At 67.0% G+C, this 24,776-nt stretch carries 23 protein-coding genes; 16 read left to right on the top strand and 7 right to left on the bottom strand.

Features of this window, described 5'->3' with window-relative positions:
• Window positions 1-146: 146 nt before the first annotated feature.
• Window positions 147-1,013: a MarR family winged helix-turn-helix transcriptional regulator gene (locus JS278_RS15960; protein ID WP_181833811.1), complete on the bottom strand. Its 867-nt coding sequence runs from the start codon at window positions 1,011-1,013 to the stop codon at window positions 147-149.
• A 156-nt stretch (window positions 1,014-1,169) separates the two neighbouring features.
• Between JS278_RS15960 and JS278_RS02845 the strand changes: the two genes are divergently transcribed.
• The 9 genes from JS278_RS02845 to JS278_RS02805 all read left to right on the top strand — a co-directional run bounded on the left by JS278_RS02845 (window position 1,170) and on the right by JS278_RS02805 (window position 9,750).
• Window positions 1,170-1,802: a hypothetical protein gene (locus tag JS278_RS02845; protein WP_114043881.1), complete on the top strand. Its 633-nt coding sequence runs from the start codon at window positions 1,170-1,172 to the stop codon at window positions 1,800-1,802.
• Between the two features lie 4 nt (window positions 1,803-1,806).
• Entirely contained in the window at window positions 1,807-2,346 is a 540-nt protein-coding gene (locus tag JS278_RS02840) for a hypothetical protein (protein ID WP_114043880.1), read from the top strand.
• 79 nt (window positions 2,347-2,425) lie between these two features.
• On the top strand, window positions 2,426-2,995 hold the full coding sequence (locus JS278_RS02835) for an LURP-one-related/scramblase family protein (RefSeq protein ID WP_147243131.1): 570 nt from the start codon (window positions 2,426-2,428) through the stop codon (window positions 2,993-2,995).
• A 3-nt stretch (window positions 2,996-2,998) separates the two neighbouring features.
• Window positions 2,999-3,598: a hypothetical protein gene (locus JS278_RS02830; RefSeq protein WP_114043878.1), complete on the top strand. Its 600-nt coding sequence runs from the start codon at window positions 2,999-3,001 to the stop codon at window positions 3,596-3,598.
• Between the two features lie 320 nt (window positions 3,599-3,918).
• Complete coding sequence (locus JS278_RS02825; protein WP_114043877.1) at window positions 3,919-5,577, top strand: peptide ABC transporter substrate-binding protein; 1,659 nt, start codon at window positions 3,919-3,921, stop codon at window positions 5,575-5,577.
• 86 nt (window positions 5,578-5,663) lie between these two features.
• Window positions 5,664-6,587, top strand: a complete 924-nt coding sequence (locus JS278_RS02820; protein WP_114043876.1) for an ABC transporter permease — start codon at window positions 5,664-5,666, stop codon at window positions 6,585-6,587.
• Entirely contained in the window at window positions 6,580-7,581 is a 1,002-nt protein-coding gene (locus JS278_RS02815) for an ABC transporter permease (RefSeq protein WP_245935175.1), read from the top strand. The genes JS278_RS02820 and JS278_RS02815 overlap by 8 nt, the downstream gene beginning before the upstream one ends.
• A gap of 17 nt (window positions 7,582-7,598) precedes the next feature.
• Window positions 7,599-8,630: an ABC transporter ATP-binding protein gene (locus JS278_RS02810; protein ID WP_114043875.1), complete on the top strand. Its 1,032-nt coding sequence runs from the start codon at window positions 7,599-7,601 to the stop codon at window positions 8,628-8,630.
• Window positions 8,631-8,673: 43 nt separating this feature from the next.
• Window positions 8,674-9,750 carry an ABC transporter ATP-binding protein gene (locus tag JS278_RS02805; protein WP_114046073.1) on the top strand — a complete coding sequence of 359 codons (1,077 nt, stop codon included), beginning with the start codon at window positions 8,674-8,676 and terminating at the stop codon, window positions 9,748-9,750.
• Between the two features lie 13 nt (window positions 9,751-9,763).
• On the opposite strand, the gene JS278_RS02800 is transcribed toward JS278_RS02805, so the two are convergent.
• Window positions 9,764-10,831 (bottom strand): DUF2330 domain-containing protein, encoded by a 1,068-nt coding sequence (locus JS278_RS02800; RefSeq protein ID WP_181833810.1) that lies wholly within the window; start codon window positions 10,829-10,831, stop codon window positions 9,764-9,766.
• 57 nt (window positions 10,832-10,888) lie between these two features.
• Here JS278_RS02800 and yaaA point away from each other — a divergent pair, with 57 nt between their 5' ends.
• Window positions 10,889-11,707, top strand: a complete 819-nt coding sequence (gene yaaA / locus JS278_RS02795; protein ID WP_114043873.1) for a peroxide stress protein YaaA — start codon at window positions 10,889-10,891, stop codon at window positions 11,705-11,707.
• Window positions 11,708-11,745: 38 nt separating this feature from the next.
• On the opposite strand, the gene JS278_RS02790 is transcribed toward yaaA, so the two are convergent.
• On the bottom strand, window positions 11,746-12,000 hold the full coding sequence (locus JS278_RS02790; RefSeq protein WP_114043872.1) for a type B 50S ribosomal protein L31: 255 nt from the start codon (window positions 11,998-12,000) through the stop codon (window positions 11,746-11,748).
• Window positions 12,001-12,181: 181 nt separating this feature from the next.
• Between JS278_RS02790 and JS278_RS02785 the strand changes: the two genes are divergently transcribed.
• Entirely contained in the window at window positions 12,182-12,547 is a 366-nt protein-coding gene (locus JS278_RS02785) for an FKBP-type peptidyl-prolyl cis-trans isomerase (RefSeq protein ID WP_114043871.1), read from the top strand.
• A gap of 179 nt (window positions 12,548-12,726) precedes the next feature.
• On the opposite strand, the gene JS278_RS02780 is transcribed toward JS278_RS02785, so the two are convergent.
• Entirely contained in the window at window positions 12,727-14,289 is a 1,563-nt protein-coding gene (locus JS278_RS02780) for an FGGY-family carbohydrate kinase (RefSeq protein ID WP_114043870.1), read from the bottom strand.
• 192 nt (window positions 14,290-14,481) lie between these two features.
• On the opposite strand from JS278_RS02780, the gene JS278_RS02775 reads away from it, so the two are divergent.
• Complete coding sequence (locus JS278_RS02775) at window positions 14,482-15,129, top strand: nucleoside/nucleotide kinase family protein (protein WP_245935174.1); 648 nt, start codon at window positions 14,482-14,484, stop codon at window positions 15,127-15,129.
• Between the two features lie 69 nt (window positions 15,130-15,198).
• Here JS278_RS02775 and JS278_RS02770 read toward each other — a convergent pair whose 3' ends face one another.
• Window positions 15,199-18,147 carry a sigma-70 family RNA polymerase sigma factor gene (locus JS278_RS02770; RefSeq protein WP_114043869.1) on the bottom strand — a complete coding sequence of 983 codons (2,949 nt, stop codon included), beginning with the start codon at window positions 18,145-18,147 and terminating at the stop codon, window positions 15,199-15,201.
• Between the two features lie 198 nt (window positions 18,148-18,345).
• Here JS278_RS02770 and JS278_RS02765 point away from each other — a divergent pair, with 198 nt between their 5' ends.
• The gene (locus JS278_RS02765; RefSeq protein ID WP_114043868.1) at window positions 18,346-19,998 is read left to right on the top strand and encodes a nuclease-related domain-containing DEAD/DEAH box helicase; all 1,653 of its coding nucleotides are present in this window, start codon (window positions 18,346-18,348) and stop codon (window positions 19,996-19,998) included.
• A 93-nt stretch (window positions 19,999-20,091) separates the two neighbouring features.
• On the opposite strand, the gene JS278_RS02760 is transcribed toward JS278_RS02765, so the two are convergent.
• Window positions 20,092-20,823, bottom strand: a complete 732-nt coding sequence (locus tag JS278_RS02760; protein ID WP_425451487.1) for an NAD-dependent protein deacylase — start codon at window positions 20,821-20,823, stop codon at window positions 20,092-20,094.
• Between the two features lie 71 nt (window positions 20,824-20,894).
• On the opposite strand from JS278_RS02760, the gene JS278_RS02755 reads away from it, so the two are divergent.
• The gene (locus tag JS278_RS02755) at window positions 20,895-21,305 is read left to right on the top strand and encodes a PepSY domain-containing protein (protein ID WP_114043867.1); all 411 of its coding nucleotides are present in this window, start codon (window positions 20,895-20,897) and stop codon (window positions 21,303-21,305) included.
• A gap of 64 nt (window positions 21,306-21,369) precedes the next feature.
• On the opposite strand, the gene JS278_RS02750 is transcribed toward JS278_RS02755, so the two are convergent.
• Entirely contained in the window at window positions 21,370-22,593 is a 1,224-nt protein-coding gene (locus JS278_RS02750; RefSeq protein WP_181833770.1) for an IS30 family transposase, read from the bottom strand.
• A 169-nt stretch (window positions 22,594-22,762) separates the two neighbouring features.
• Between JS278_RS02750 and JS278_RS02745 the strand changes: the two genes are divergently transcribed.
• Both JS278_RS02745 and JS278_RS02740 read left to right on the top strand, forming a co-directional pair.
• On the top strand, window positions 22,763-23,341 hold the full coding sequence (locus JS278_RS02745) for an exonuclease domain-containing protein (protein ID WP_114043865.1): 579 nt from the start codon (window positions 22,763-22,765) through the stop codon (window positions 23,339-23,341).
• A 76-nt stretch (window positions 23,342-23,417) separates the two neighbouring features.
• Window positions 23,418-24,707: a Fic family protein gene (locus JS278_RS02740; RefSeq protein WP_114043864.1), complete on the top strand. Its 1,290-nt coding sequence runs from the start codon at window positions 23,418-23,420 to the stop codon at window positions 24,705-24,707.
• The last annotated feature ends 69 nt before the right edge of the window (window positions 24,708-24,776 follow it).

The following is a 24,776-nucleotide window of genomic DNA, read 5'->3' as shown; positions in this document are numbered from 1 at the left end:
GGACAGCCTACGGTGGCACCGGATGCGGGCCGGCGGCGTCCATTCTCGGTCCGGGCCCGTGCAGATCGGACCCGAGCCCGTTCAGTTGTGTAGGAAGTGCGGGAAATGACGCCCGCACTTCCTACACGCCTTCGTGGCTGGAGGCCTCACTCCTGTCCGGCCGGCGGGCCGGGAGGGGTGGGCGGCACCGGGGGCACGGGGCCGCCGTGCGGGCCGCCCGGCCCGTGAGGACCGTGGTGTCCCGGCCCATGGGGCCCCGGGCCATGATGGCCGGGACCGTGCGGTCCGTGCCCATGGGGACCGTGCGGCCCCTCCCGCCCGGGCTCATCCGGTCCGGGCCCGAAGTCCGGCCCGAATCCGGGCCCGGGCCCGAAACCGGGAGCGAATCCTCCGAACCCGGGGCCGAAGCCCGGTCCTCCCCGCCAGCGGGGATCCTCGCTCCGTTCGCGCCAGAATCGCTCGATCATCTCGCGTCGGGGACCCATCTCCGCACCGGACTCCTCCTCGAGGCGCTCGATGATACGGCCGAGATAGTCGGCCAGAGCGGCCACCTCGTCGTCGCTGAGGCACTCCAGGACACCCGAGATCCCGGGGGGCCCAGGCGCGTCCTCCTGGGATGCGGCCTGCCCCTTCTCGGTGAGCCTCACGATGACGCTGCGCCGGTTCTCGGGTGAGGGCTCGCGCTCGACGAGGCCCTGCTTCTCCAGCTTGCCCAGCAGCTCGGCGATCGACTGGCGCGACATCCCCATCAGGTAGGTGAGTTCGCGCTGGGCCATCTCGGGCTTGAGCTTCAGCAGGGCCAGCACCCTGCCCTGACCGTGTCGCGGGTCGCGCCAGGGCTCGCCGCGACCGCCACGACGCCGGTGCTGGAACTGCAGCACTGCCAGATAGGCCAGCCGCTCCGCAGCCAGCCGGCGGGCGTCGTTCTCATCGCTCTCGCCATCATCGACGCCTTCAACGTCCTCGCCGTCATCGACGTCCTCAACATTCTCGTTCTCGTTGTACTCGCTCATCATTCGTTCCTTCCAGGTGATGTTCCGTTCCCATGTACTGTCAGGTACCTGACGTATACCCAGAGTGCGTCTCGGATTCAGAATTGTCAAGTACCTGACTCAGACTCCTTGAGGCAGCCACATCCGCGCGCCCGGAGGTCGGCTAGATTCAGGGCCATGGAGCGCACCAGGCCACGGACCCTCAGAGCGGTCCTGGCCTCCGCGTGGACCAGGGCCCTGGGGCTCGGCCTCCTGCTGGCGATCTGCTCCCTGCTGAGCAACCTCACGACCCGGGCCCAGATCGACGGCCGGTCGAATGCCGTCCTGGCGATCCGGTTGACGGTGAGCAACGTCTTCAACTCCGGCACCGCCTGGGCGGGCCTGGCGATCGCCGCTGGGTGGTGTCTGCGTCGGCCGCTCCGGTCAGCCGTTGCAGCGGTCCTCAGCTGCGAGCTGGCCCTGGCGGTCCACTACAGCCTTGGCATCGCCGTCGGCCAGATGGGCTCCTCCATCTGGTGGGAGAACAAGAGCTGGTTCATCGGAGCCGTCATCCTCGGCGCACCGCTGGGCATGCTCGGTTCGATGGCCAGACGCCGCGACGTCCCCGGACTCATCGCCCGGCTCCTCATCCCGGCCGGAGCGATCCTGGAGCCCTTCGTCCTGCGGATGCTGCCTCTTCCCGACCACCTTCCATGGCCCTACCGCCTGTCCAGCGGGATCTGCGGGATCCTGCTGCTCACCTTCGGCCTGACGGCCGGTTATCTCGTCATCCAGCACTGGCGCCGGACCCGCACCCGAGAGAAAGCGTGACCGCATGAGCCTCTTCGACCACGACGCTCTCCAGATCGATCGCCTGGAATCGTTCAGCCGGGATCCACTGACCATCTGGACGCCATCGGGGCGACCGGTCGCCGTCGCCGAGGCGGCCAGCCGGAGGAACATCATCAACTGGGGGCCGAAGGCCTGGCGCCTCGTCGAGAACGGGCGGACCGTGATGACCATCAGGGATCCGCGGCACCTCGGCCGCGACAAATTCGTCATCGAGGACGCATCAGGCCACCGCCTCGCCAAGGTCACGCTGACCATCGGGACCTACGCGCTCATCGTGGAGGTGGCCGACGGATTCCGCCTCAAGACTTCAACGGCGGCCGGCTTCGGAGCTGCGACCCTGTTCTTTCACGACGATCGCAAGGCGGCGGAGGTGATCAACCCCGGCGAGGACGCCGAGCCGGAGCGGCAGGTGATCCGTTTCGCCCCCAGCCTTCCGCCGCTGTATCGCGGCGCCATCCTTGGAACAGCCGTCATCGCGCAGATGCTCCAGCACAAGAGCCACCTGTCGGACCTGCTGTCCTGACCGGTTCTCCCCGAGCCGGTTCCCCCGGAGAGCCCGGTAGCGCCTTTGCGACCGCTCCTGGATGGACCACGATGGAACCATGTCTCTCGTCGACCAGAATCTCCTCGTCCTGCAGCAGGTGAAGTCCTTCCTCGCCAACGACTTCGACATCCTCGACGCCGGGGGCTCCCCGGTGGCCACCATCCACACCGAGGGCTCCGCCCTGTCACGGATGTTCCGGGGCAATCGCGAACTGGCGGTCCTGGAGAACGGCCGACCGGTGCTGCGGATCACCGATGAGGTGAACGTCTTCTCCCGGGACTCCTACACCGTGGCCGACGGCTCCGGGGCGACGCTGGCGACCCTCACCAAGCTCTTCACCTTCGCCACCAAGAAGATCCAGGCCGACCTCAATGACGGAACCGTGCTTCTGTGTACCGGCTCCCTGTTCGCCCGGAGCTTCACCATCAGCCGCGGCGATGCGGTCGCCGCGCGGATCGAACGCCGGCTGTCCGGCGTTGCCGAGGCTCTCATGGGCCACGACCGCTACGCGCTCTCGATGGATCCCAGTCTCCCGCCGTCATGCCGTGGGGCGACCATCGGCACCGTCATCGCCATCGACCTCATCCGCGCCAAGGAGGCTGCGGCCGCCTCCAGCAGTGGTTCCTGAGCGATGATGGACGCCATGGGTCTGCTCGGCGCCGACGCCCTGTACATCGATGAGATCAAGGACCGGCATTCTGCCGGGGGGCGGATCTACGACCCCACCGGCCGCCCGGTCGCCGACATCCGGCCCGCCAGACAACACCGCCTCCTGGCACAGCGCAACTGGCGCGTCGTTGTGGCCGACACCCTCGTCCTCACCGTCACCGATCCTCGCAATCCGGGTCGCGACCGTTTCGAGGTTCTCGACCCCTCGGGCGCCAGGGCGGCCGTCGTCGCCGTCAAATACCGGTCCCGCGACCAGATCGTCAAGGTGAACGGCGAGGTGCTGACGACCTCGCAGACCACCGAAGGCCTCAGTGCCCGCACTGCTCTCAACGCCATCAGCGGCAGAGGCGAGGCCCCAACACAGACGGTGACCTGGGCCCAGGACGGACGGGTCGCCGCGCGTCTGACCACCAGGATCTCCGTTGCTCCGACACGTCAGCGGCTCGACCTGGCCCCGGACCTGCCCGTCCGGCTGCGAGCCGTCGTCATCGGCTCGGTGATCATCAGGAATCTCAAGGCCGACAAGATCGACACCAGACCCGACCTGACCGACTTCTTCTGAGCGCACAGTACGTTGCATTGTGATATTCGTCACATTTAGCGACGTCACAGCCGTCCCGATTTTCACAACGCCAGAGTTCCGCAATTCGATGGCTGCCGCAATTTGGTTGCGAAATGCTAACGATGCTGTTTCATCGACGCTAACGAGCTGCACATTCCGCGGTTCACGGTGCAGACTCCTGCCAACTGCCCCGGGCCCGGCTGCCCTGGCCCCGGGCGGTCGACGACGTCACATGGGCGCCGTCCAGACCGAGATCACGCGGGTGACGTTTTTTCGCGGACCCACCCTCAGCGTGGTCCCACAGCTCTGAGGAGACATTGATGCGTCGAATCACGCCACTCGTGGCGCTGTCCTTGTCGGGGGTGCTGCTGCTCTCGGCCTGTGGACAGGACGTCGCGGCCGACAACCCCTCGACCGGAAGCACCGGCAACTCCAGCACGTCGTCCGAGCCCGCCAAGGACGGCGGCTCGATCACCGTGCGTGGTTGCACCCCGCAGAACCCGCTCATTCCGGCCAACACCAATGAGACCTGCGGAGGCAACGTCCTCGACGCCGTGACCGCCAAGCTGGTCCACTACAACTCCGACACGGCCGCCCCCGAGCTGGACATCGCCAAGTCGATCGAGACCACCGACAACCAGAACTTCACCATCAAGCTCAACCCCGGCTACAAGTTCTCCGACGGCACCGAGGTCAAGGCCGGCAACTTCGTCGACGCCTGGAACTGGGACGCCTACGGCCCCAACGCCCAGCAGAACGCCTACTTCTTCGAGCCCATCGCCGGCTACACCGACCTGCAGTGCGCCGACGAGGAGTGCAAGTCCAAGCCGAAGACCGACAAGATGAGCGGTCTCAAGGTGGTCGACGACACCACCTTCACCATCAAGACCACCGAGAAGGTCTCCAACCTCAAGGTGCGCCTGGGATACACGGCCTTCTCCCCGCTGCCGGACGCCTTCCTCAAGGATCCGACGAACGCCAAGTGGAAGAAGATGCCGATCGGCGCCGGCCCGTTCGCCGTCACCGGGAACACGGCCACCGCGATCACCCTCGAGAAGAACAAGTACTACGGGGGCAAGAACAAGCCCCACGTCGACAAGGTCACTTTCAAGATCTACAACGACGCCGCCCCGGCCTTCAACGACACGGTCGCCAACAACCTGGACATCACCGATCTGATCCCCACCGATCAGCTCACCAATGATCAGTGGAAGCAGTCGCTGTCGAACCGCTGGGGCATCCGCGAGTCCGGCATCACCCAGACGATCACCCCGGGCACCAAGGACACCCAGCTCAAGAATCTGGATCTGCGCAAGGCCCTGTCGATGGACATCGACCGCGCCACCATCACCAAGCAGATCTTCGCGGGCTCCCGCACCCCCTCCGACGGCTGGGTCTCCCCCGTCGTCGACGGGTACAAGAAGAACCAGTGCGGCCAGTGGTGCAGCTACGACAAGTCCAAGGCCAAGGCCCTCTACGACAAGGCCGGCGGTTACAAGGGCACCCTCACCATCGCGGTGAACGGCGACGGCGACCACAAGGGCTGGTCGCAGGCCGTGTGCAACGGCTGGAAGAAGGACCTCGGCCTCAAGTGCCAGCTCAAGGTGACCCCCGACTTCAAGACCCTGCGCGATCAGGTGACCAAGCGCGAGCTGTCCGGATTCTTCCGTACCGGATGGCAGATGGACTACCCCTCGATCGAGAACTTCCTCACCCCGCTGTACGCCACAGGGGCCTCCTCCAATGACGGCGACTACTCCAGCAAGGACTTCGACGCCAAGCTGAAGTCCGCCGCCGCGGCCACCTCCGAGGACGAGGCGAACAAGGAGTACCAGGCAGCGGAGAAGGTGCTCGCCACCGACCTGCCGGTCATCCCGTTGTGGGCCGCTTCGACCCCGTTCGGGTGGTCGGACAAGGTGGCGAACGTCAAGCTCACCCCCTTCGGCGCCTACGACCTGACCTCGGTCAGCGTCAAGTGATTTCGCATCAGCGCCGCCTGGCGTGACCTGGGACGGTCCGCCGGACTCATGTCCGGCGGACCGTCCGCGGTTGTGAGGAGCCTCCATTGCTGAAATACATCATCAGACGCCTGCTGCAGATGATCCCGGTCGTCCTGGGTGCGACCTTCATCATCTTCTATCTCGTCTTCGCCCTGCCGGGCGACGCCACCGCCGGCCGCTGCGGTGAGCGGCCCTGCCCCCCGGCCTATGTCGCGGCCTTCCGGGCCGAGTACCACCTCGACGAGCCGCTGCTCGTGCAGTACGCCCTCTACCTTGGCAAACTGCTGCACGGCGACCTGGGCACCAATTTCTACGACAACACCGTCGTCAGCGAACTCGCTGCGCGCTACCCGACCACCGTCAAGCTCGCCGTCATCGCGCTGCTCGTCGAGATCATCGTCGGCATCATCGCCGGGGTCATCGCCGGCGTCACCCACGGCCGCTTCCTCGACTACCTCATCCTGGTCTCGTCACTGGTCATCATCTCTATCCCGACCTTCGTCATCGGATCCTTGGCACAGTTGACATTCGGGCTCAAGCTCCACTGGTTCCCGGTCACCTCCGGCGACGGGTCGTGGAGCCAGCTCCTGTTACCAGGGTTCGTCCTGGGCTCGTTGTCGGTGGCCTACGTCGCACGGCTGACCCGCGCGAACCTCATCGAGAACCAGCGCGCCGACTACGTCCGCACCGCCAAGGCGAAGGGCCTGTCGAGCTTCCGGACAGTGACGGTGCACACCCTGCGCAATTCCCTGATCCCGGTGATCACCTACATCGGGTACGACTTCGGATCGCTGATGGGCGGCGCGATCGTCACCGAGCGCATCTTCAACATCAACGGCGTCGGCAACTTCATCTTCCGCTCCATCAATCAGCGAGACGGCGTCTCGGTGGTCGGCGCGGTGACCTGCCTGGTGCTGGTGTATCTGCTCGCCAACCTCCTCGTCGACCTGCTGTACGGGGTGCTCGACCCGAGGATCAGCCATGACTGACACCAAGAACCAGGCCGAACAGGCCACCATCGGCGCCTCCGGAGCAGAACTGGCCGGATCGGCCGTCGCCGAGGATCTCACCGGTATCGACGCCACCACCGGCGGCCCGGTGGTCGGCACCAGGCCGCGCTCCCTGTGGACCGACGCCTGGTACGACCTGCGGCGCAACCCGCTGTTCTGGATCTCCGGGGTGCTCATCGTCCTCTTCATCGCGATGGCCGTCGCCCCAGGCCTGTTCACGAGCAAAGATCCCGGCAGCTGCGATCTGGGATCGGCCCGTCACATTCCCTCGAATGTGCACTGGTTCGGCACCGACATCCAGGGCTGCGACGTCTACTCCCGCACCATCTACGGCGCCCGGTCGTCCATCCTGGTCGGCCTGCTGGCCACCCTCGCCACGACCGTCATCGGGTCGATCGTCGGCCTCGTGGCAGGCTTCCGCGGCGGCTGGCTCGACGCCCTGCTCAGCCGGATCGGCGACGTCTTCTACGCCATCCCGCTGCTGCTCGGCGGCATCATCATCCTCTACACCTTCCCCAACGACACGAACACTCCCTACATCGTGATCGTGCTCAAGGTGGTGGGTGCTCTGGCGCTGCTCGGCTGGCCCTCGATCGCCCGGTTGATGCGCTCCTCGGTGCTGCAGGTGATGCCCCACGACTACATCCAGGCCGCCAGGGCCCTGGGCGCGAAGCCGGGACGGATCATCGTCAATCACGTGCTGCCCAATGCGATGGCCCCGGTGCTGGTGGTCGCCACCATCAACCTGGGCACCTATATCGCCATCGAGGCGACGCTGAGCTACCTGGGCATCGGGCTGCAGGAACCTGCCATCTCCTGGGGGGTGTCCATCTCGGACGCCTCCGGGCTGGGGTATGTGATGTCTGCGCCGTTCATGCTGTTGTTCCCGTCCATGTTCCTGTCGCTGGCGGTGCTGGCCTTCATATTCCTGGGTGAGGCCGCGCAGGGCGCCTTCGACCCCAAGCGCCACTGATCGGAAGGAGCGCGCGAATGTCACAAAAGTCGAGACGTCTCGACCTCAAGCCGATCGACGGCAAGCTGCTGGAGGTCGACGACCTCCACGTCGAGTTCCGCACCCGCGACGGCATCGCCAAGGCCATCAACGGCGTCAATTTCTCACTGTCCGAACGCGAGACCCTCGCGATCCTCGGCGAGTCGGGATCGGGGAAGTCGGTGACCGCCCAGGCGATCATGGGCATCCTCGACACCCCGCCGGCCTATGTCACCGGCGGCCAGGTGAAGTACTGCGGCGTCGATCTGCTCAAGATGCCCGAGAAGGATATGAGGAAAGTCCGCGGAGATCACATCGCGATGATCTTCCAGGACGCCCTCAGCTCGCTGAACCCGGTCTTCCCGGTCGGCTGGCAGATCGCCGAGATGTTCCGCCAGCACCGGGGCATGAACCGGTCGGACGCCCAGGACCAGGCCGTCAGACTGATGGAGAGGGTGCGCATACCGGCCGCCAGGGAACGTGCGGGCAACTATCCGCACCAGTTCTCCGGCGGTATGCGCCAGCGCATCATGATCGCCATGGCGATCGCCCTGAACCCGTGGGTGCTGATCGCCGACGAGCCCACCACGGCTCTGGACGTCACCGTCCAGGCGCAGATCATGACTCTGCTCAAGGAACTCCAGGAGGAGTCGGGGATGGGGTTGATCCTCATCACCCACGACCTGGGGGTGGTGGCCGACGTCGCCGACGACATCGCGGTGATGTACTGCGGCCGCTTCGTCGAGCACTGCGACGTCCACCGGCTCTACGCCAACCCGGCGCACCCCTACACCGTGGGTCTCATCGATTCGATCCCCCGGCTCGACCAGAAGGGCGAGCAGCTCTTCGCCATCGGCGGTCTGCCGCCCTCCCTGACGCACCTGCCCGAGGGGTGCTCGTTCAACCCTCGCTGCCGGTTCGCCACCGACGAGTGCCTGGTCAACGGCGCTCCCCCGTTCACCGAGGTGGAGGCAGGCCGCTATGCGGCCTGCTACCACGCACAGGAGGTACTCAATCGTGAGCGTGTCTGAACACGGCCCGCAGGCGGGTGTGGCCGAGACCCCGCAGCCGGCCATGACCCTGACCGGTGCCCCGAGCCGCGCGGCCCGTCACCAGGGCGTCGAGCCCATCCTGTCGGTGCGCGACGTCACCAGGTACTACCCGCTGACCAGTGGCGTCATCCGTCACACGGTGGGCCATGTCAAGGCAGTCGACGGGGTCTCCTTCGACCTCTTCCCCGGTGAGACGCTGGGGATCGTCGGCGAGTCCGGATGCGGCAAGTCGACCCTGGGGCGCCTGCTGGTGAGCCTGGAGGCGCCGACCACCGGGTCGATCAGGTTCCAGGGCCAGGAGATCACCAATCTCAAGGGCTCGGCCATGCGCAAGCTCCGTCGTGACATCCAGATCGTCTTCCAGGATCCGTACACCTCCCTGGATCCCCGCAAGACGGTCGGCGACATCATCGCCGAACCGTTCAAGATCCATCCGGAGGTCGTGCCGGCCGGTCGGCGCCGGGACCGGGTCAAGGAGCTGCTCGACCTGGTGGGCCTCAACCCCGAGCACATCAACCGGTACCCCCACGAGTTCTCCGGTGGTCAGCGCCAGCGCATCGGCATCGCCCGTGGCATCGCCCTGAACCCGAAGGTGCTGGTGTGCGACGAGCCCGTCTCGGCGCTGGACGTCTCGGTGCAGGCGCAGGTGGTGAACCTGCTGGTCAAGCTGCAGCATGAGCTCGATCTGGCCTATGTGTTCATCGCCCACGACCTGTCGGTGGTGCGCCACATCTCCGACCGGGTGGGTGTGATGTACCTGGGCAGGTTCATGGAGATGGGAGACGAGGAACAGATCTACGACCGGTCGACACACCCCTACACCCAGGCGCTCATGTCGGCGGTGCCGGTGCCCGACCCGCAGGCCCGCGAGACGCGGGAACTCATCGTCCTGCAGGGCGATGTGCCCTCCCCGGCGAATCCGCCGTCGGGGTGCCGCTTCCACACCCGGTGCTGGCGGGCTCAGCCCGAGTGCGCCACCACCGATCCGGAGCTGATCCGCCGTGATGACGGCGCCGGCGGCCACGACTCGGCATGCATCTTCGCCGAGCTCTTCTCGCAGGCGGCCGAGGAGATCACCGGGGCCGACCAGCACGGCTGATCCGGCCCCGGACTCACCCCAGCCTCTTCTTCTGTCGGAAGTAGAGGAGGGTCAGGCCGACGGCCACAAGAATCCCGACCGGGACCAGTCCCAGCATGATCTCGAGAATGGATATGTCGACATACCGCGTCTGCGTGATCTGGCGCTGATACCCGGTGTTGGACGCCGCCACCTTGAAGTCGTAATCGTCGGTGATCGTGCGCGGAGCCAGCACACCCGACCAGGAGGTCAACCAGACCCGGTCGTCACGGCCGTCCATCAGGCCGCGCTCCAGGCCGGCCGTCGCCGCCGGGATCGGGCCGGAGAAATCGAGGCTCAGAGGGTTGCTCGGGGCGGCCTGGGTGGCGATCTCCATCCGCCGGGTCGCCAGCAGGTGGATGCGCACCCGCTGGGAGACGGTGGCTGCCCCCGAGAGCTTCATCGGGTAGACGACCCTCTCGGCGGGGAAGGTCATCCGTAGTGGTGGAAGCGTGCGGCCGAGGCTCGTGGCTCCTTCGGGGACGAGCTTGACGGCGTTGATCCTCCAACCCTGGTCCAGATAGCTCTGGAACATCGGCAGCAGCTCATTGCGGGAGCCGAAGCCATTGGCCCTCAACCAGTCGTTGATGGCGGTGGCCTTCGTGCCGGACAGGGTTGTCACATCGAAGGGCCCGATCCTGACGTGGGACTCCACGGTGGCGGCACCCGCGGGGACGCCGTCCGGCTTGCCGCTCGACTCCCCGAACCCGACGGCGAGCCGGTACTTCTTGCGCGTCACGACCTTCGGCGCCGCGGCGGCGTCCAGCCGCGCCATCACGCCGGTGGCGCCCAGCGACAGCTTCGTGCCGTCAGGGGCAGGCATCAACCATGCGGCGGACTTTGCGTCCCCGGTCATCGACAGCGTCATGTCGATGCGCTCCGTGCGACCGTCGCTCCAGATCACCGCGGCCTCGTCGTCCACCTTGGCGTTCGAGGCGGGGTCGGTGGCGATGCCGCCGCAGGCGCAGGCCACCGCCGTCGATGCCGGAGCCAGCCCCAGCCCGGTGGCGACCAGCATCATGGCGAGCAGAAGCCGCAACGGCTTGGCGACGAGACGAGGCATGCCTCGACGGTAGAGCCATCCGGTGCCAGCCATGCGGTGTTGGCTAAGGTTCGGTGCGTGCTGACCCTCGTCTCCCCTGCCAAATCACTCGACCTGGACTCGCGCCCGACCACTCGCCGGTCCACCCTGCCCCGCTATCTGGACCAGTCGGAGAGGCTCATCGAGGTGATGCGCGGCAAGTCCATCGCCGAGCTGCGGGGACTGATGGGGATCTCCGAGGAGCTGGCGGTGCTCAACGCCGAGCGCTACCGCGACTTCTCGACGCCGTTCACCCCTCGAAACGCCCGTCCGGCTGCGCTCACCTTCAACGGCGCGGTCTACCAGGGCATGGAACCGCGCACCTTCGACGCCCGGGACTGGACGGAGGCCGGCAAGACGTTGCGGATCCTCTCGGGTCTCTACGGGATCCTGCGGCCGCTGGACCTCATCCAGCCCTACCGCCTGGAGATGGGCGTGAAAGTCGCCAACAACCGCGGCACCGATCTCTACTCATTCTGGAAACCGCGTCTGACGAGGTCTGTCGCCGAGGATCTGGCGGACTCCCCCGGCGCGAAGGTGATCGTCAACCTCGCTTCCGCCGAGTACTCGGCCGCAGTGGATCTGGACGGCCTGTCGCGCCTCTTCGAGGAGGGCAACCGTAGCGTCCCGGAGTTGGGCGCCAAGGTGATCTCGCCCCGTTTCGAGGACCGCGACCAGTCCGGGCGGTGGAAGGTGATCTCCTTCTCGGCCAAGCGCGCCCGGGGGCTGATGGCCGGCTGGCTGGTGCGCGAGCGGGCGCGCTCTGCGCGGGCGGTCACGCGATTCGATCTGGGCGGTTACCGGTACGCCCCCGAGGCGTCGACCGGTGCGGTGCCGGTCTTCCGCAATCTCGGCTGACCGTCGGTGCCCGTCGTCGGACGGGGCCGATCAGCGCCTCACCGGGCCGAGCTGCGACCGTAACGCCGGTTGAACTTCTCCACCCGTCCGGCGGTGTCGACGATAGTGGCGCGCCCCGTGTAGAAGGGGTGGCTGGCCGACGAGGTCTCGGTCTCCACCAGCGGATAGGTGTTGCCGTCGCGCCACGTCATGGTCCGGTCGGTGGCCGCGGTGGAGCGGGTCAGCATGCTGTCGCCCGTCGAGACATCGCGGAAGACCACCGGGCGGTACTCGGGATGGATCGTGCTCTTCATGTTCGTCTCCTTCTCCGGTGACGATCTCCGCCACCCACGGTATTGAGAACGCCTCTCATCAATATCTATTCCCGGGGGACGCCCCGTCCGCAATCTTCAACGGGCGACCACTATGCGACCAGCTGTGCGCCGGCTCGGACGGCATCTTCCCGGGTCGGGGCGACCCCGTAGTCTGGGCGCCATGCAGAAGCCTGAAGTGACCCTGCCCGATTCCGCTCCTGCCGACCTGGTGATCGAGGACATCACCGTCGGCGACGGCGACGAGGCGGCGGCCGGAAATCTCGTCGAGGTGCACTACGTCGGCGTCGCGCTGAGCAACGGGCGCGAGTTCGACGCCTCCTACAACCGTGGCGAGCCGCTCACCTTCCAGCTCGGCGTCGGCCAGGTGATTCCCGGCTGGGACAAGGGGGTTCAGGGCATGAAGGTGGGTGGACGCCGCAGGCTCGTCATCCCCTTCGACCAGGCGTACGGAGCCCAGGGCATCCCCGGCGTCATCGCCCCCAAGGAGACGCTCGTCTTCGTCTGCGACCTGGTCAGCGTGATCTAGGGCCGGCGCGGTCCAGGGCCAACGCGATTCGAGGGAAGGGCCCTCGAAGCTCTGTCGAGTTGATGTCCGTCATTGCGCATCAACTCGACAGAGCCGGTGCCCCCCCCTGTCACCGCCCGGTATCACGTTCGGGAGATCCGCAGCCCTCAGCCGATCGCACCGACACGTGATACCGGATCTCAGTGTTTGGCGGCCTCGTGGTCGACGACCTCGTGGATGAGCCTCTGCATGAGTGGGAAGGAGCGGCGGTACCGGTCGAGGTAGAAGCCGTACTCCTGGTGACGGTCGGCGTCGGGCTCGAGGATGTCGATCTGGTGGACCATGTTGGCGGCGGCCTCGCCGAGATCTGTGTACAGGCCCGCGCCCACGGCGGCGACCATGCAGGTACCCAGCACGACGGCGTCGCCGACCTCGGTCAGTGCGATCGGCACCCCGGTGACGTCGGAGTGCATCTGCATCCAGGCCCGGCTCTTGGTCGCACCGCCGCAGGCCACCATCTTGGTGGGGCCGAAGCCGGCGTCGGTCATGGCGATCAGGCTGTTGGCGGTGCCGAAGGCGATGGCCTCCTGGATGGCGTGGTAGACGTGGGCCGGGGTGTGGGCCAGCGACAGTCCCCACATGATGCCGCGGGCCTTGGAGTCGGTGTAGGGGGTGCGGTTGCCCTGGAAGTACTCGTTGACGATCAGCCCGTCGGAGCCGATCGGGATGTCGGCGGACTGGGTGTTGAGGACGTCGTAGGGGTTGAGTCCGACCTTCTCGGCGGCCGAGGCGATGTCGGAGGCGAAGTTGTCCTTGAACCACTTGAGCACCGATCCGGTGGAGACCCCCGAACCCTCCACGGTGTACTGGCCGGGCACCACGGCGTCGGTGTAGGAGCCCCAGAAGCCCTCGCCGTGGATCTCGGAGGTCATCTGGCCGTAGAGGACGTGGGAGGAGCCGGTGATCAGCGCCATGTCGCCGGGCGCCACGACGCCCAGGCCGATCTGGCCCGCACCGGCGTCGCACAGTCCCTGGGCGACCGGGATGCCGGGGCGAAGACCCAGCAGCTGGGCGGGGATCGAGGCCAGCGTGCCGACCTGGTCGCCGACGTTGAGGACGCGCTCGGGGACCTTGTCGAGCAGGTCGTCGGCGCCCACCGCGGCGAAGAAGTCGGCGGGCCAGCCGCCGCGGGCCCGGTCGTAGTAGCCCCGCAGCGAGTTGGAGTGGATGTTGGTGGTCCACTCGCCGGTGAGTTTGTAGGTCAGCCAGTCCGCGGCGTCGACGAGGTGGGCGGCGCGGACGTAGTTGTCGGGCTCGTTCTCACGCAGCCAGGCGGCCTTGAAGGGGAAGGCCTCGGCGGGGGCCGCGCCCTTGCCGCCATTGTTGACCAGGCGGGCCGCAGAGTCGGACTGCTCTGCGCGGGCGGCCTGGGCGGTGGCGCGGTTGTCCATCCACATGATGGCCGGACGGATGGATTCGCCCTTGGCGTCCATCGAGACCAGGGTGAAGGTGGTGGCGTCGTAGGAGATGCCCGCGATCGCCGCCGGCGAGATGCCGGCGGCCGCGATGGCCCGGTGGGCGGAGGCCTGGAGGGCGAGCCACCACTCGTCGGGGTCCTGCTCGGCCCAGGCCGGGTGCGGGAACCTCGTCTGGTAGGGCGTCGCCGCGAACGCCAACGGGTGTCCCTGAAGATCGAAGATCGCGACCCGGCACGACTCGGTGCCGTAGTCGATGCCCAGCAGGTATGGTCCGTCGTCGATCATGGCGTCTCTCCTTCGAGGGGCGATCGGTTCAGGGCCCCGATCACGGATTTGGCTTCGCAGCTGTGGGAAGTCGGCTGACACGTTGGAGACACAGTACTAGCCCGGCGCTCGGGGGCATCGGGGATTCGGAGGGGTCGAGCGGGAGAGGCCGGTGTGCAAGGCTGACTCGTGCATCATCGACGAGGAGGCACCGTGGAGTCGGGATTCGTGGAGTTGAGCTTCGTGAAGTTGACCACCGACCAGGCGATCGCCCGAGCGGTATCGCTCGCCGCTTCCGGAACGCGGCATCTTGTGGGGATCACCGGGGAGCCGGGGGCCGGGAAGTCGACGCTGTCCGCGCGGATCCGCGGCGTCCTCGGTGATCGGGCTGCGGTTGTGCCGATGGACGGGTTCCACCTGGCGCAGACCCGGCTGGAGGAGTTGGGCAGGGCGGACCGAAAGGGAGCCCCCGACACCTTCGACGCGTGGGGTTTCGTGGCCCTGGCGAGACGCCTGGCCGAGGCCGCCGAGCCGATCACCTATGCCCCGGAGTACCGGCGGGATCTCCACAACGGGGTCGCCGGGGCGATCGCGGTGCCGCGGGATGTGCCGCTGGTGATCGTCGAGGGGAATTACCTGCTCGTTGACGAGGAGCCGTGGAATCTGCTTCCCGGACTGCTGACCGAGACATGGTTCATCGATGTGGACGAGGACGTGCGGATGCAGCGTCTGGTGTCCCGCCACGAGCAGTTCGGCAAACCCCATGACGCCGCGGTCGCCTGGGCCGGTGGCCCGGACGAGCGCAATGCCACCCTGATCCGCTCCACCAGATCCAGGGCGGACGCCGTGGTGAGGGTGTGATCCGGTGCCTATCAGCTACGGGCCTGCTTGGGCGGCGACGCTGGCCAGCGGCAGAATTCATCAGACGAATCAGGAACCCACCTTTGCCGATTTTCGACGTTGACTCTTACCGTGCGCCTTGATTCGTGAATGGAGACCCTGCCTCTTATCGTGCACTGGAATTGCAGAGGTGGGGCGGTTCTCCGGTATCTGGCCTGCAGCATTCTCCCGAACGATGTCCCGAACCCTTTCGATCCCCAGCTTCTCCAGCTGCCGGATCCGCTCACGGGTCACCCCGAAGACTCCTCCGATCGCATCCAGCGTCTCCGGCTCCCCGGTCTCGAATCCCCACCGCAGCATGAGGATCCGCGCCTCTCGCGGATCCTCGAACTGGAGGATCTCCATCGCCTTCCACACGAAAGGCGTGTTCGGGTCACCATGGAGACCCGGCACCACAGGGCCGTCACCGTGGATCGGCGTCATCTCCACCGAATCGGATACGAGTTCGTACAGGGACTCGATGCTCACCAGCGGGCGCGCCATCCGGCTCATGCGCACCAGTTCGTCGTAGGAGATCTCGAGTTCCGGTATTCCATCGGTGCAGGATTTTGAACAGTCCCCCCACTCGAGATCGTGATCCCTCAGCCAGTTCCTGGCCTTGTTGATCCGCTCGCCGAAGTGCACGGGGATGCGGATAGTCGACCCCTGAGCCGCTGTCGCCCTGGTCACGGCCTGCTTGATCCACCAGGTGGCATAGGTGGAGAATTTGTATCCCTTGCTGTAGTCGAATTTCTGCACCGCATGGATCAGACCGACATTCCCTTCCTGGATACGGTCGATGAATTCCAATCCGGTGCCCACCGTCCTCTTCACGACCGACACCACCAGACGCAGATTCGCCGTCACCATCTGCTCGAACGCAACCGTGCCTTGACCGGCCAGGAGTTCCAAATCGGCACGAGTCGCGGCGGCATCCCAGGCTCCGATGTCGAGCAGATGTGAGGCGTACACACCACACTCGATCCGACGCGCGAGGGCGGCCTCCTCCTTGCCCCCGCGGAGAAGCCGGTACCGGCCGATCTGACGCAGATAGTCGCGGACGATGTCGTCGCTGATCCGGATCCCGCCCAGAAGCTCCTCGTCGTCATCCCAGTCCGCATCCTCCCAACCGGCGGCGTCATCTGTGGCCGGAGCCGCGATGGTGACAGTCGGCTCGTCGTTCTCCCCCACCGGCTGCGGCGACTGATCGTCCGTGTCACGATTCCGGCCCGTTCCGGGACGGGTCGTTGTGACCTCGACCGGCGTCGTCCCGACCGGCCCGCCCGGCTCCGGTCCGCCCTCGATGCCAGGACCGCGACCGATGAGCCCCTCCCGCTCCGACTCCCATTCGGGCTGCTCCTGGGTGACACCGAGGAACTCCAGCAGTCGCACCGACTCCCCTGCGACGCCGAGGTCGAACTCCTCCCACTGTCTGGCCCAGGGCAACGACTCCTTGAAGAAGGCCGGCATCTCACCGAAGTGATGCGGATCCTCGACGGTGTCAATGGCGTACATGACGACGAACCGGGCAGGGCGATCGCCGTTCTTGCGGCGCAGCACGCGGCCCATCCGCTGGATCATCTGTCGTCGTGACCTGTTCGATGCGACGACCACTCCGAGGTCGGCGCCGGGCACGTCGACTCCCTCATCGAGCACCCGGGGCGCGGCGAGCGCCTGCGTCACTCCCGCCGCGAACTCGAATATGCTCTCCTCGCGCTCGTCGGCGCCCTGCCCCGAATGGACTGCCCCCGACGAGATGCCCTCTCTCCCCAGAAGTTCGGCCGCCGACCGCGCGGACTCCTTGGTCTGGGTGAACACCAGCGAACCGTGCGACCTGCTGACAACCGGAGCCAGGATTCGCAGTACCTTCTGCTTCATCCGTGTACCGGCGAGCAGGTCCTTGCGCCCAGCGAATCGGGCGAGATAGGCGCTCGCCAGCCCGTGCCACATCGAGGAATGGTCCCTCGCCAGTTCACTCACCTGCGCCATGAACACGGAGACGGGTTCGGACGGGACGCCGGCGATGTCCTTGAGTTGCGTCGCCTTCGCACTCATCTCATCGGTGAGCCGTCGGTACTCGGCGTTCTCGGAGGCCTCCAGCGGAACCCCCACCAGGGCGATGTCGTAGGGGGCGATGAGGTTGTCCTCCACCGCTCTCTGATACCCGAGATCGAAGGAGACGCGACGGAAGTAGGCCTTCAGGATCTCGTCCCCGTCATCCTCCCTTTCGACCGTGGCGCTCAACCCGAGCCGCCAGTCGTATCCGGGCCGCAGCGCCACCGAGTAGGCCGGTGCGCCGTAGCGGTGGCACTCATCGGCAACCACCATGCCCGCCTCGCGGCGCATCAGGAAGGTGTGGCTCATGGCCGTCTGGACGGTGGAGACGCGGACATCCCAGATCGGCTTCTCCTCAGCCTTCTCGGCCAGAATCGCGTTCGGAAGGAGCAGCCTCAGGGCACGGACCCACTGCTTGACCAGGTGATCGCTCGGCACCAGGACCACGCATCTCCGGCCGGTCCTCAAGGCCTGTGCAATGGCCACGACGCCGACCATGGTCTTGCCGGTTCCGGTGACGGCCTGCACGATGCCAACGTGGTCGCCGGTGTTCCAGGCATCGACTGCGTCGCGCTGCCAGGCCCACAGTCTCGTACCGGGCTTCATCGTCCAGGGATCGTCGGTCAGCTCGGGAAGATCGACATCATCAACATCATCGTCATCGACCGGCAAGGCCCGCGACGCGGTACCGCCGACGTACCCCATCTGGTCGTCGCCGTCCGGTTCCGTCTCGGGTTCGTACTCGAGTTCCTCGAGCGCGGGAGGATCGGTGTTTTCCCTCGCCTCTGGGGCCCCGGGGCCATCGGTGACCGCGTCATCGGTCTCGGCGGAACCCGTTTCAACAACTCCACCCGCCTCGAACGGCAGCATCGGCTCGCGGCACGGCAACTTGTTGAGCGGGTGCGAACCCAGACCCCCGATCGTCCCCAATGCCGGGCGTCTCATCGCCGTCCTCCTGCTTCCTCGCGGCGTCGACCTGCATCGTCGACGGCCCTCACTCTAGAGAGGGCCTCTGACAGTTCTTCCTCAGCATCCATATAGCGTTGTCATCGCCTTATTCACCCGTGCCCCAGCCACCCGTGGACGCATGCCCGGCTCGGAAATCCGCTCATACTGCCAGCATCGACCCGCTACGGTGACCCCATGACGGCGCGCACAGTCCCGGACCGGCCCACCTTCGTCACCGATTCGGAGCGGGACGTCTGGCAACGGTTGGCCCGCCAGCTGCCCGACGACTGCGTGCTGCTCACCAACCAGCGCATCTCCGATGAGCACAAGGATCACGAGGCCGATCTGATCGCGCTGATGCCGGGCTCCGGCGTCGTCACCATCGAGGTCAAGGGCTCACACGTCTGGCACGACGGCGAGTCGTGGCTCATCAACCGCGGCGGCACCACCGCCGCCATCGACCCCGTCAACCAGGCGATGCTCGCCGACCACGCCCTGCGCCGCTACCTGTCCGCCGACCCTCGCCGACCTGGACGCCGACTGCGGTTCTCCCACCACGTCGTCCTGCCCTACACCGACGTCAAGGCCGACTTCAGCCTGCCCGAATGCCCACGCTGGCAGATCTCCGGACGCGCCGACCTGCCCGATGTCGGCGAGCGGATCTGGGACACCACGAGCCTTCACGCCGCCGACGCCGCAATCCCCGACGCGCACGACGTCGCCACCATCGAGGCGATCCTGTGCGGCCGCAACCTCCCGGACAGAGACGTCCGCGCCCTGGCCGGAGACCGCCGGCGACTCTCCGACCATCTCACCGAGGAGCAGGCGACGCTGTTGTCGGTGACCCGGCTCATCCCCCGCGTCGAGGTGCGCGGCGGAGCCGGATCCGGCAAGACCGTGATGGCCGTCCGCCAGGCCCGCGATCTCGCCTCCGGCCGCTATGGCAAGGCGGAACGCATCGCCGTGCTGTGCTACTCCTACGGTCTGGCCGCCCATCTGCGCAAGAGCCTGCTCACCGGACCGCGCAAGAAGCAGCCGGCCTTCGTCGGTACCTTCGAGGACCTCGGGCGGTCCTGGGGGATCGAGGCCGCCGGACGCGACGACTCCGACTTCTGGGAGCGCCGTCTTCCCGAGGAGATGGCGGAGGCGGCCCTCGGGCTGACCGACGGGAAGAAGTTCGACGCCGTGATCGTCGACGAGGCCCAGGACTTCGCCGAGAACTGGTGGACGCCGATACTGCGGGCCCTGCGCGACGAGGAGGCAGGCGGCCTCTACGTCTACTCCGACGAGCAGCAGCGCGTCTTCCCCCGTTACGGCCGCCCGCCTGTTCGCCTGGTGCCGCTGGTGCTGGACCACAATCTGCGCAACACCCGGCAGATCGCCCGCTGTTTCGAGCCTCTGGCCCCCACCGGGCTGTCGGCGCGCGGCGGTGAGGGGCCGGAGGTCGAGTTCATCCCGGCAGCCGGCGACGACGCCATCGGATCAGCCGACGACGCCGTCGAGGCCCTGTTCGCCGACGGCTGGCAGGCCGGGGACATCGCGCTGCTCACCACCGGGCGGCGCCACCCCGTCCAGAAGGAGCGGCAGGACGAGCTGGGAGCGCGCGACTACTGGGAGACCTTGGACGAGGACGACGTCTTCTACGGCCACGTGCTGGGGTTCAAGGGCCTGGAGCGGCGCGTGGTGGTGCTGTGCGTCAACGAGTCGTCGGTGAGCGAACGTGCGGCCGAGCGCCTCTACGTGGGCATGTCGAGGGCCACGGATCTGCTCGTGGTGGTGGGCGATCCGCGTCTCATCGCCTCCGCGGGCGGGGCCGAGGTGGCCGAGCGGCTCGGCATCGGGGTCTGAGCCGTCACAGGTCCTGATCATTGTGATTGTGTGAGGCGAGTTCGCCCCACAACGTCACAATCTCTGCCGGGTCCGCTGGCGCGGGCCCCGTGGCTACTCGACGCCGAGGGCCCGTCCGAGCGACTCGCCGATCGGTTCGTGGATGACGATGTCAGCCTCGTCGTCGAAGGGCGTCGCCTCAAGGTTGATGAGCACCAAGCATGTGCCGTTGAAGAAGCGGATCATGCCGGCGGCCGGGTACACATTGAGCGAGGTCCCACCGACAACCAGCACGTCAGCGGCCTGGATGGTGGCCAGGGCGTCGTCGATGACGGCCCGGTCCAGAATCTCGTCGTAAAGCACGACGTCGGGGCGGATCATCTGCCCGCAGGCCTGGCAGCGGGTGATCCCCGTGCCCCGCATGATGGCCTCCAGGCCGTAATGGCGGCCACACCCCAGGCAGTAGTTGCGGTGCACCGAGCCGTGCAGCTCGATCACTCTGGAGGAGCCGGCGTCCTGGTGCAGGCCGTCGATATTCTGCGTGACGACGGCCGCCAGCCGGCCCTGCTCCTCCATCGCCGCCAGCCCCCGGTGGGCACGGTTGGGCCGGGCATCAGGATGTACGAGATAGTGCCGGTAGAAGTCCATGAAGGTCTCCGGCTCCTCGACGAAGCACTCGTGGCTGAGCATGTACTCGGCCGGGTGGGGAAGGTCGTGAGCCGTGGTGTAGAGCCCTCCCGCCGACCGGAAATCGGGGATTCCCGATTCGGTCGAGACCCCGGCACCGCCGAAGAAGACCGCCCTGCGGGCCCCGGCCAGCACGGACGCGAGATCATCCATGGCCAGATCCTCCCACACCCGTCCTGCCATCTCGTCGACCTCTGGCCGGCGCCGCGATCCGTACCTATGGTCGGGGTATGAATACGACACGCATCTCCTGCACGCTGGCCATCGCAGCCCTGCTCGCAGTCGCGGGATGTTCGTCGGAGGGAGAGTCCCCGTCGACCCCCTCCCAGCCCTCGTCTGCATCGGCCTCCGGGGCCCCGGCCGAATCCTCGGCGCCGTCGACCGGCACGGCCCAGCCCTCCGCATCCGCCCAGCCGTCGGGTTCCACGATCGCCACCAGCACTCCGTCGGCGAGGATCGGCACCGACGAGGCCGGGCGCATCGCCACCGACAAATACGGCGGCCGGGTGATCAGCGTCGAACGTGACCACTACCGCGGCACCGAGGCCTGGGAGGTCGAGATCGAGGGCAGCGATCAAGGCCGCATCGAGGTGAAGGTGGACATGGCCACGGGAAAGATCCTGCAGATGGAGCGCGACTGAACCGGCATTCACGTCCCGGATTTCCCGCTCAACCGGGGTTCTCGTCCCGATCGGGCTGGCGGATTCAATCGGTGAGTGCAACAGTGAACTGTTCGAAGAGTATCTCGCGGGGAGTGGCGTATCCCAGGACTTTGCGGGGTCGGTCGTTGAGGAGGTCCTGGACCTGGGCGATCTGCTCGTCGGTGATCTGGGAGAAGTCGGTGCCCTTGGGGAAGTACTGACGGATCAGACCGTTGGTGTTCTCATTGGTGGGTCGCTGCCAGGGCGAGTGCGGATCGCAGAAGAACACGTCGATATGGCTGGCCATGGCGAACCCGGGACTCTGGGCCATCTCGGTGCCCTGGTCCCAGGTCAGTGTCGTGATCTGGACCTGGTCGGGCAGCCCGGCGATCAGGCCGGCCAGCGCCTCGGCGACGGTCGCCGAGTCGTGGTCTGTCGGCAGCCGGGACATCAACAGGGTCCTGGACCGGCGTTCGACCAGGGTGATGACCGCGTTGGCCCCGCCGGCCCCGATGATCAGGTCCCCCTCCCAGTGGCCGGGCACCGCCCGGTCATCGGCTTGTGGGGGACGGGTGGTGATCTCGTGGCCGGTGACCCAGGGCCGGTTGCCGCGGGCGGGCAGCTTGGAACGGGGTTTACGGCCCTTCCGCCCACTGCGCAGGGCGGAGGCCACCTCCAGTTCGTGACGCAGTGACCCGGCGCCCTGGACGTAGAGGGCCTGATAGATCGTCTCGTGGCTCACCGCAGCCTCTTTACCCCACCAGCGTTCCAGGCGTCCGGAGACCTGCTCGGGTGACCAGCCGGCGTTCAGGCCCTCGATGACCCGGGCGCGCAGCAGCGGATCGGCATCCAGTTTCCGGGGCTTGGGCCGGGCCCGCATCCGGTCGGCCCGCTCCTGGGCGGTCGGGGCCCGGTAACCCACCGCCGTCGATCCCCGGGCGATCTCCCGACAGATCGTGGAGGGCGCGACCCCGAGCTCGGCGGCGATCTGGCGCATTGACCGTCCCTGGGACCAGTAGACATGGATCAGGGTCCGGTCGGCCAGGTCCAGCCGGGCCCCATGAGAGGGACGGACCTGGGGGAACTCGACAGCCTGGGCGACATAGGCACCTGTCATCCCGCCATTGTGGCCCCGAGCCAGACTGATACCGGCCTCACGGATCCATCGACCGCCCAGATCCTGGGACACCCCGGCACGCCGACAGGCGGCGATTGCCGACATGCCCTGGCCCACCAGGTCCAGGACCTGCAACCGCACCCACTCACCCAACTGTGGCCAACGACTCATCACAACACCTCTCACTCCCGGGTGTTGCACTGAACCCCTGAACCTGCCGCTGAGAAGGGCCGTTGAGCGGGATTCTCGTCTCGCCCAGACCGGCCCGAACCTGTCGCCGCCGTCCCCCGATGCGACGGATGTCGGGCCGTCAGGGCAGACTTGGGCGCAAGGAGGCCCCATGACCACATTCACCGCCATCGACTTCGAGACCGCCAACCGTGAGCGCGCCTCGGCCTGTTCGATAGCGGCGGTGACGATGGACGAGGAGGGCCGGGTCATCGAGGAGAAGGCCCATCTCCTCCATCCGCCGGCCGGCAAGGACTCCTTCCACCCGATGAACATCTCCATCCACGGCATCCTCCCTGTCGAGGTGGCCGACGCCCCGGGCTGGGAGGACGTCGTCGACGAGTATCTGGAGATGATCGGCGACGGCCCGGTGGTGGCCCACAACATGGCCTTCGACTTCAGTGTCTGGAACGCGCTGGCCGCCACCCTCGGCACCCCCACCCTCGACGGCCCGCGGCTGTGTACCTATCGCACCGCACAGCGGCTGCTGGGCTGGCAACGCGGAACGATGAAGCTCGACCAGGTCTTCCGCCACTACTTCCCCGGTGAGACCTTCTCCCACCACCGGGCGGACGCCGACGCCCTGGCCTGCGCACGGATCCTGGTCGCCGAGATCGCCGACGCCGGCGTCACCCTCGACTGGCTGGTCGACGCCATGGCTCTGCCGGCACGGAAAGCCGCTGTCCGGTGAGGAACGGGCAGTTGGCTAAACTTTAAGCACTTAAAGTTTAAGCAACCACTGCTTCACCACCACTTAAGGGGCGACCATGGCCCACTGGGAAGGCGCCTACTGGCACTCCGACGTCGCCTCCGGTGTCCCACGGCGCGACAGGCGTTCGGGGCCGTACCAGTACTACGTCCCGGACCGGCTGACGGGATCGCCACTCACCACTGGTCCGGATCTCGACGAACTTCTCAGCCGGGCCGAACGCGCCGTGGTCAGCCTCAACAGCGGGCCTGGCGCCAACGATCTTGCACATCTGTCCCGGTTCCTGATCCGGTCAGAGGCGATCGCCTCCTCCAGAATCGAGGGCATCGCCCCGTCGGCCCGCCAGGTCGCACTGGCCGAGCTGGCCCAGGAGGAAGACCTGGAAGGCTTCTCGGCACAGGCCGAGCTGGTGGCCAGGAACATGACTCTGGTGCGAGACGCCACCACTCGGCTCGCCGCAGCCGATCGGATCTCAGTCGAGGACGTCGTGGCCGTCCATGACGCCCTGCTCGCCGACGATCGGCATCACCTCGGACTGCGAACTCTCCAGAACTGGATCGGAGGCTCCTACCAGCATCCGATCGACGCCGACTTCGTCCCGCCGGCGCCCGACCTCGTCGGGGACCTCATGACAGATCTCGTCCAGTACCTCAACGGTGCCGCGCATGCACCGGTTGTCCAGGCCGGACTGGTCCACGCCCAGTTCGAGACGATTCACCCGTTCACCGACGGCAACGGTCGTGTCGGCCGAGCCCTCATCCACACCACCCTCACCCGTCGGGGCCTCACCTCAGCCTCAGTGCTGCCTGTCAGCCTCGTTCTGGCGACGTTCAGCGACGAGTACGTTCGAGGGCTGTCCGGGTACCGCTATGTGGGCGACGCCGGGTCCACGGCCGGTATCACGGGCAGGCAGATCTGGCTGGTCGAATTCGCCGGGGCAGTACTGAAAGCGACCGAGCAGGCGGAGACACTCCGCGAGGATGTCACAGCCGTCCGGGAGGACTGGGAGCATCGCCTCAGCACCTTCCGATCGTCGCAAGGCCAGCGTCGCCTCCGCGCCGACTCCGCCACTGCGCGTGTGCTCGAGGATCTTCCGGGCACACCGGTGCTGACGGCGGCCACGGTCGAGCGGATCCACGGCGTCTCGGCCATGGCTGCTGGACGTGCGCTGGGCGAACTCGAGGAGGCCGGAATCCTCAAGTCGGGATCGGCGGGACGGCGCCGCCGCGCGTACTGGGCCCCCGACGTCCTCGATCTCATCACCGCAACGGAACGACGGCTGGCCAGCACTCGGTTCGATACCCGCGCCAGCTCACCGAACCGGCAGGTTCCGGCCCGCCCACGTTGAGGCGCCGCCGCGACCACTGGCCGTTGACGGACTGTCGCCGCCCTCCTCTATCGTGGTCGGGACATGGGG

It is taken from the genome of Acidipropionibacterium virtanenii (assembly GCF_003325455.1).
In the GTDB taxonomy this organism is placed as follows: domain Bacteria; phylum Actinomycetota; class Actinomycetes; order Propionibacteriales; family Propionibacteriaceae; genus Acidipropionibacterium; species Acidipropionibacterium virtanenii.
This window is presented reverse-complemented; position numbering and strand designations above follow the sequence as displayed.